At 53.9% G+C, this 6,852-nt stretch carries 7 protein-coding genes; 5 read left to right on the forward strand and 2 right to left on the reverse strand.

Annotation, left to right across the window (positions count from 1 at the left end):
* The coding region (locus Q0362_RS01890; protein WP_298119189.1) for a 2Fe-2S iron-sulfur cluster-binding protein at positions 1 to 528 on the forward strand (528 nt) is incomplete at its 5' end.
* 5 nt (positions 529 to 533) lie between these two features.
* Here Q0362_RS01890 and Q0362_RS01895 read toward each other — a convergent pair.
* Together Q0362_RS01895 and Q0362_RS01900 are read right to left on the reverse strand one after the other, a co-directional pair.
* Positions 534 to 1,097 (reverse strand): MarR family winged helix-turn-helix transcriptional regulator, encoded by a 564-nt coding sequence (locus tag Q0362_RS01895; RefSeq protein WP_298119191.1) that lies wholly within the window; start codon positions 1,095 to 1,097, stop codon positions 534 to 536.
* Between the two features lie 99 nt (positions 1,098 to 1,196).
* Positions 1,197 to 2,681 (reverse strand): aldehyde dehydrogenase family protein, encoded by a 1,485-nt coding sequence (locus Q0362_RS01900; RefSeq protein WP_298119193.1) that lies wholly within the window; start codon positions 2,679 to 2,681, stop codon positions 1,197 to 1,199.
* Between the two features lie 282 nt (positions 2,682 to 2,963).
* Between Q0362_RS01900 and Q0362_RS01905 the strand changes: the two genes are divergently transcribed.
* The 4 genes from Q0362_RS01905 to Q0362_RS01920 all read left to right on the forward strand — a co-directional run.
* On the forward strand, positions 2,964 to 3,842 hold the full coding sequence (locus Q0362_RS01905) for a transketolase (protein WP_298119195.1): 879 nt from the start codon (positions 2,964 to 2,966) through the stop codon (positions 3,840 to 3,842).
* Entirely contained in the window at positions 3,842 to 4,804 is a 963-nt protein-coding gene (locus Q0362_RS01910) for a transketolase family protein (protein ID WP_298119198.1), read from the forward strand. Before Q0362_RS01905 ends, Q0362_RS01910 begins: the two co-directional genes overlap by 1 nt.
* A gap of 40 nt (positions 4,805 to 4,844) precedes the next feature.
* Positions 4,845 to 5,912, forward strand: coding sequence for an alcohol dehydrogenase catalytic domain-containing protein (locus tag Q0362_RS01915; RefSeq protein WP_298119200.1), 1,068 nt, complete (start codon positions 4,845 to 4,847; stop codon positions 5,910 to 5,912).
* Positions 5,912 to 6,852: sugar ABC transporter ATP-binding protein (locus Q0362_RS01920; protein WP_298119202.1), on the forward strand; the 941-nt coding region annotated here is incomplete at its 3' end. The genes Q0362_RS01915 and Q0362_RS01920, both read left to right, overlap by 1 nt.

Consider the following 6,852-nt stretch of genomic DNA (forward strand, 5'->3'; position numbering starts at 1 on the left):
AGCCACATGGTGGTCGGCATCGGCAACATCTACGCTGCCGAAAGCCTGTTCCGGGCCGGCATTTCTCCCTTGCGGGCAGCCAACCGGATCAGTCGGGAACGTTACGAACTGCTCGTGCCAGCCATCCGCGAAACACTCTCCGCCGCCATTGCGGCCGGTGGCAGCAGCATCCGCGATTATGTACACAGTGATGGCGCCAGTGGCTGGTTCAATCCCGAAGAATTCATTGTTCGCATTCCCGCCAAGAATGTGGAAGTACTCGTCGATAAGCAGCACTCAATGTTGGAAGCTCTCGAAGCTGCCGGCGTGGACATGCTCTCAGACTGCCGCAAGGGTGAATGTGGCTTATGCGAGGTGCGCGTTTCAAAGCTCGTTGGCCGTGTTGACCATCGCGATGTGTTCTATAGCGAACGTCAGAAGGAAGAAAGCGAGAAGATCTCCTGTTGCGTCTCGCGGATCGTGACCTCTGACACGGGTCTTGCCTCGGATGCGTCTGGTCCTGCTGTGGTGGAGATCATCACCACCTAGAAGGATTAGTCCTCTAGTGGTGAAATCTCGACCGAGGTAGGTGAGAGATCGGGGATCTCTAGCATCATCTTGGTTAAGAGCTTGCGCAGTTGCGCCTGTTCGCGCTCACTGAGCCTACTCAAGATGATTTCTTCTCCTGAGAGGGAGATGGGCATCATTTTGTCATGCATCTGTGCACCCTGAGGAGTGAGATACAGGTGACGTGATCCTCGAGGTCCATCGCTTCCTGCAATGAGCTTGCGGTCAATCAACGTATTGACGGCTTTAGAGACCACCGCTTTATTCATCGCCAAGAACTCGGAGACATCCGTGGCCGAACTGCCTGGGGTATTTGCCAGTGCAGAGATAACTCGCCAGTCATTTGTTCCCAAGTTAAATTCTTGCCTTAAGAGCATTGACTCTCGCCAGACGAGAGCGTTGGAAAGAAGAGCAAGCAACCGTGGCGTAAACGCATCACTGTCAATGAGATCTGAAAGCGGCTCTAAGAGGATCTCTTGCTTTCCAATGTGAGGCACGTTAGAACCTGAGGCAACAGTGATTGCTTCAACTGTTCTCTTCGCTGCCGTCATGATTCCTCGCTCGGATTGTGTTGTTGGTGATATTAATCAACTTCGGCCAACGAACCCAAAGTTTAACAGTGAATTCGTTGGCCGCCGTTGAGTGAAACACTAGTGCGCTTGCGCTGCCAGTGCCTCTGCATCGATGGTCGCGATTGATCGCGTGTCCTGGAAAGCACGGATACCTTCGATGCCTTGTTCTCGACCAAAACCTGAGTTCTTCATTCCGCCGAAGGGTGCTCGGAGGTCGAGACGAGTTGCGCCATGATCGTTGATCCAGACGTAACCACACTGCAGCTTGGAACCAACACGGTTCGCAGCAACAGGGTCAGCAGTCCAGACCGAACCAGCAAGACCAGCCCAAGTGTCATTAGCGGCAGCAATTGCTTCTGCTTCTGTGCTGAAGGGAATCAGCGGAATAACGGGACCGAACTGTTCTTCAACCACAACGCCCAAAGAGGGATCAGGGTTCACAACCAGTGCGGGTCGAACGAAGTTACCTGCAGCAAGTTCACCGGTAGGCAGTTCACCAAACTCGCGAACATCTGCGCCAGCATCCTTAGCCTCACGGATGAGCTTCTCCACGAATGCCTTCTGGCTTGGTGCGTGGAGGGGGCCCATGGTGGTGTCTGGGTCCAGACCGTAACCAAGCTTGACCTTCTCAAGACGAGCGGTCAGACCGTCAACAACCTCGTCCATGCGAGATTCGTGAACGTAAATACGCTTTGCGTTCATGCAGATCTGGCCCGTGGTGTCAAAGATGGCACCGTAGAGACGGTCAAGGTGAGTGTCATCGATGATGGCATCTTCAAGGAAGATTGCAGCATCGTTTCCACCTAGTTCCAGGGTTACGCGAGTCAGTGCCTTGGAAGCCATGGACATGATGCGCTTTCCACCACCGACGCTTCCCGTGAAGCAGACCTTGGCAATGTCTTCGCTCTCGATGAGCGCAGCCATGTCTTCGTCCTTACCGGTGACAACGTTGAGCACACCTGCAGGCAGCTTGGCCGCAATGCGCTCAATCACGCGAGTGGTTGCCAAAGGTGCAGTCAGGGGTGGCTTCACGATCACAGTGTTGCCTGCGAGCAGTGCGTGTGGAAGTGCTGCTCCAAGAATCGCAATGGGCCAGTTGAACGGCACGATGATGGTGACAACACCCAGTGGCTGGTGCTGAACTTCGGTTGATACAGGAATACCTGGTGCAACCGGAAGAGTCTTTCCGGTGTCTACCTGGTCAGCAATCATGAGTGCCAGGTTCCAACGGATTTCGAAAACCAGGGAGTCAATCCACCCCTCAAAACGGACCTTGCCGTTTTCGCGGGAAAGTACAGCTGCGTCATCGTCACGAGCTTCTGCAATTCCTTGTATTGCTTCCGACATGAGATCTGCACGCTCAATAGCGGACAGTGATGACCATGCTGGGAATGCGTTCTTCGCTACGGAAATTGCGTAGTCAACGTTTTGCTTAGTTGCTGCGGCTGCATAGCCGACAACTTCGCCGCGCTTGGCGGGGTCTGCAATTTCAAGGTGTTCCACGGTGTCGCGTGATGCGCCTCCGATGAACAACCCCGTACGGATGATGTCCTTATCGCCCATTATCAAAGCACCTCTCTGTGTTCTGAATCTTGTGTGCCAACTGTCGTAGTTTGCATCTGTTGTGACAGCCTAAAGGAGAACCGGTTTACTTGTAAACAAGTTTTCATAACTTTATGTTTACAAGTAAACAACGAAATGATAACGTTCTTGAAAATCTTGTTTATGTGTAAACAGGAAAGTGTTACCGTAATCACATCAACCCAGTTCGCTGTTGTTGATAAACCGAAACTTTGATCTCGATGCAGAGATCACCAACCAGGGTCATCAACGAGGAGGCACCTGATGAGTACTTCAATTTCACTCAGCAGCGAACCAAAGCACACGGTCGCTGAACTCGAAGACTTGGCGTACGAACTGCGCGAAAAGCTTCTCTACCTGTGTGGCAACTATGAAGGTGCAGTTCACATCGGTGGCGACCTTTCAGTCGCTGACATCTTGACTGTTCTTTACCACTACGGTTTGAACGTAGACCCAACCGACATTGCGAACCCCAACCGCGACCGTTTCATTCTCAGCAAGGGTCACGCTGCAGTGTGCATGTACATCAGCATGGCGATGCGTGGCTTCTTCGAGTTCGACGACATAGTCGCGACATACGGCCAACTTGGTAGCGCATACGGCATGCACCCCTGCAAGGTTCAGCTACGCGGCGTTGAGGCATCGACTGGATCCCTGGGGCACGGCCTCCCCATTGCAGTAGGCATGGCCAAGAGCGCCCGCCAGAAGGGTGAGAAGCACCGCGTCTTCTGCGTCCTCGGTGACGGCGAAACCGGTGAAGGTTCAATCTGGGAAGCAGCCATGGCAGCACGAAGTGCCCAACTCGGCAACCTCGTTGCGTTCGTTGACCGCAACCACCAGTTGATGACCGGGTTTAGTGAGGACCGAGTTGTGCTCGAGCCCTACCTCGGCAAATGGGCGTCATTCGGCTGGAACACCGTTTCGGTAGACGGTCACAACATGAACGACCTCGTGAACATCATTGACAACCTGCCCAGCTCGGACAGTACCCGCCCCACTGTTGTTATTTGCGAAACCATCAAGGGCAAGGGCGTTGACTTCATGGAGCGCAACATTGCATGGCACGCAGGCTCCCTCGGAGCTGCAGATCTAGAACGAGCGATGGCCGCTCTCGAGTCAACACGTAAGGTGGTGTCGGCATAATGCCCGTTACATTTACATTCGGCGAATGGCTATCAGCCCGTTCGGTTATTGGCTCAACTCTTGCTGAGCTCGGCGGCGAATACGACAACCTCTGGACCATCACTCCAGAGATCGGAGCTACCCTCGGTGAATTCCGTTCCCTCTACCCAGATCGCTTCGTTGATGTTGGTATCGCGGAACAGGTCAGCATCGGTCTTGCGGCAGGTCTGGCTTATGAAGGAAACATCCCCGTTGTTTCAGGAATGCTTCCCTTCCTGAGCATGCGTGCACTGGAGCAGATTCGCTCGGACGTCTGTTACCCCAACCTTCCCGTGAAGATCATTGGTACACACGGCGGTTTGGTCGGTAACGGTGGATCCACTCACTACGCCGTTGAGGACCTCGCACTCATGTGCGCGCTCACCAACATGACCGTGACTTCGATTGCTGACCCCCTCATGGCCGGTGACATTCTTCGCCAGTCCATGAAGATGTCAGGCCCTATCTACATCCGCCTAGGTGTGGGTAAGTCCGACATGGTTCTCTATGAACCTGGTCAACACGACATCCAGATTGGTAAGGGCATCGTTGCTCGCGACGGCTATGACGCCACAATCTTCACCCACGGCACCACGGTTGCGCAGGCACTGGAAGCTGCTGAAACTCTCGGGGCATTGGGCCACTCGATCAGAGTTATCGACATGTTCACCTTAAAGCCCATTGATGCTGACCTTATTGAGCGTTGCGCCAGTGAAACTGGTGGCCGCTTTGTTGTACTTGAGGACCACCTTGCTTATGGCGGTTTGGCTTCTCGTATTGCTGATGTGATTGCAGACCGCGGAATCCACCTCACCGCATTTGAACGACTGGGCATTCCCCAGGTTTATGCAGGTTTTGGCGGAGACGAAGAACTGCGGGACAAGTACGGATACGGATTGACTTCCACCATCAGCGCAATCATGAGGGTTCTAGCGGCTAAATAGTCACCTTTATCCCCCAAATCACATTCAACGGAGAATTTTGATGAAAACAGTAGCGGTTACCAAAATCGGTAGCCTTCGTGACCCCAACGAGGACACTCGTGGAGTTATCGGGGTTATTGATTTCCCCGAGCAGCCACTTGGTCCTGAGGATGTGCGCGTCCGGGTGGCTTATGCCGCTATCTGTGGTTCAGACCCTCATCTCGCTGAAGGATTCTTTGGAACAGACGTTCCTATCGGACTTGGCCACGAAATCTCCGGCGTTATTGAAGCACTCGGCGAGCGCGCGACGCGCACCGGACTTAAGGTAGGTGACCGCGTTGCGGGCAACTTCCTTCGCTTTTGTGGAACCTGTGGACCGTGCCGTGATGGAAAGCAGCAGTTCTGCGAGTTCATTCAGGACTACAACCGTCCTGGTATGGCTGAGACCGTCACCTGGCACGAATCTCAGGTCTACAAGCTTCCTGACAACGTCAGCCTGCTCAAGGGCTGCCTACTCGAGCCCACTTCTGTTGCCGTGCGCATTGCCGACAAGACCAACATTCGTGTCGGTGACCGCGTGGCGATTTGTGGTGGTGGCCCTATCGGGCAGCTTGCTTTGCAGATGATGAAGATGAATGGTGCAACCTCACTCACTCTGATTGAGCCCATTGTGGAACGTCGCGAGATGGCCTTGCGCCACGGTGCTGACTTTGTCATTGATCCCATTACCGAAAACCAAGGCGAACGCGCTCAGGAGATCACCGACGGTCGCGGTTATGACATCGTCATTGACGCTTCTGGCTCTCCAAGAGCAGTTCAAGGTTTGCTGGATGTCGCCGCCAAGGGCGCGACTGTTATCTATGGGGCGATGTACCCACACGACTTTGAGATGCCTCTCAACTTGTCGGACTACCTTTACCTCAAGGAACTCACCCTGACAGGTGTGTTCATTTCCCCTTACACATTCCCCCGCGCACTACAGATTCTTCCTCACCTTGATCTTGACGAACTCACCCAGTCGGTGATTGACCTAGATAACGCTGCCGAGGCGTTTGAGGTTCATATCAGCGGCAAATACCCCAAGGTTGTCATCCGCTGCAACGATCTCGACGACAAGGGTGGCAAATAATGAACGTCCGCACTCAGACCGAGGCTCCCTTTGCAATTGAAGCTCACAACATCTTCAAGCACTTTGATGGCGTGCATGCTCTCAGCGGTGTGAACCTGTCCGTAAAGACAGGTGAAATACATGCACTTCTTGGTGAGAACGGGGCCGGTAAGTCCACACTGGTGAAAGTTATCACCGGTATTTACGCCCCCGATTCCGGTTCCATTCTTCGTAACGGCGGCGAGGTGGAGTTTGCCAACGTGCGGATGGCAAACGCTGCAGGAATCGTAGCCCTCTACCAAGAGCTCTCTATCATTCCTTCCATCAGCGTTGCCGAGAACATCCTGCTCGGGGAGCAAACCCCGAGCAAGGCTGGCTTCGTTCAGTGGGCAAAGTTACGCAAGCGTGCTCAAGAACAACTTGACCGACTCAACCAGAAAATTCCCCTGGGCAAACTGGCGGGCGAGCTCTCCCCCGTGCAGCAAACCATGGTGGCCTTCGCTCGGGCTCTAGCAACCGATGCTCGTGTGCTCATCTTGGATGAGCCCACTGCATCGCTGACAGACACCGAAATCAAAGATCTCTTTGCGGTACTGCGAAAGCTGCGGGATCAGGGCGTGGCCATCATTTACGTTTCACACCGTTTAGAAGAGGTTTTTGAACTGTGTGATCGTCTCACCATCATGCGTAATGGCGAAACCATCATTACCAAGAATGTTTCTGACTCCACCATGGATGAAGTGATCTCCACCATGGTCGGTCGGGACGCCGGTGAGCTGTACCCCGCGCGCGGTACTGGTACAGATCAGCTTGCACTGACCGTTGACGGAATTAGCGGACGTAGAGTGAGAGACGTCAGCTTTACCGTCAACAAAGGCGAGGTACTTGGCATCGGCGGACTCGCTGGTTCTGGCCGCAGCGAATTGCTTCGCATTCTCGCTGGTGCACAGAAGCACACAAC

It is taken from the genome of uncultured Aurantimicrobium sp., from assembly GCF_936931525.1.
GTDB lineage: Bacteria > Actinomycetota > Actinomycetes > Actinomycetales > Microbacteriaceae > Aurantimicrobium.

Excerpts from the sequence above, each read along its gene's own strand:
- Q0362_RS01910 (WP_298119198.1), top strand. The coding sequence starts at position 3,842 with ATGCCCGTTACATTTACATTCGGCGAATGGCTATCAGCCCGTTCGGTT.
- Q0362_RS01895 (WP_298119191.1), bottom strand. The coding sequence starts at position 1,097 with ATGACGGCAGCGAAGAGAACAGTTGAAGCAATCACTGTTGCCTCAGGT.
- Q0362_RS01900 (WP_298119193.1), bottom strand. The coding sequence starts at position 2,681 with ATGGGCGATAAGGACATCATCCGTACGGGGTTGTTCATCGGAGGCGCA.
- Q0362_RS01915 (WP_298119200.1), top strand. The coding sequence starts at position 4,845 with ATGAAAACAGTAGCGGTTACCAAAATCGGTAGCCTTCGTGACCCCAAC.
- Q0362_RS01905 (WP_298119195.1), top strand. The coding sequence starts at position 2,964 with ATGAGTACTTCAATTTCACTCAGCAGCGAACCAAAGCACACGGTCGCT.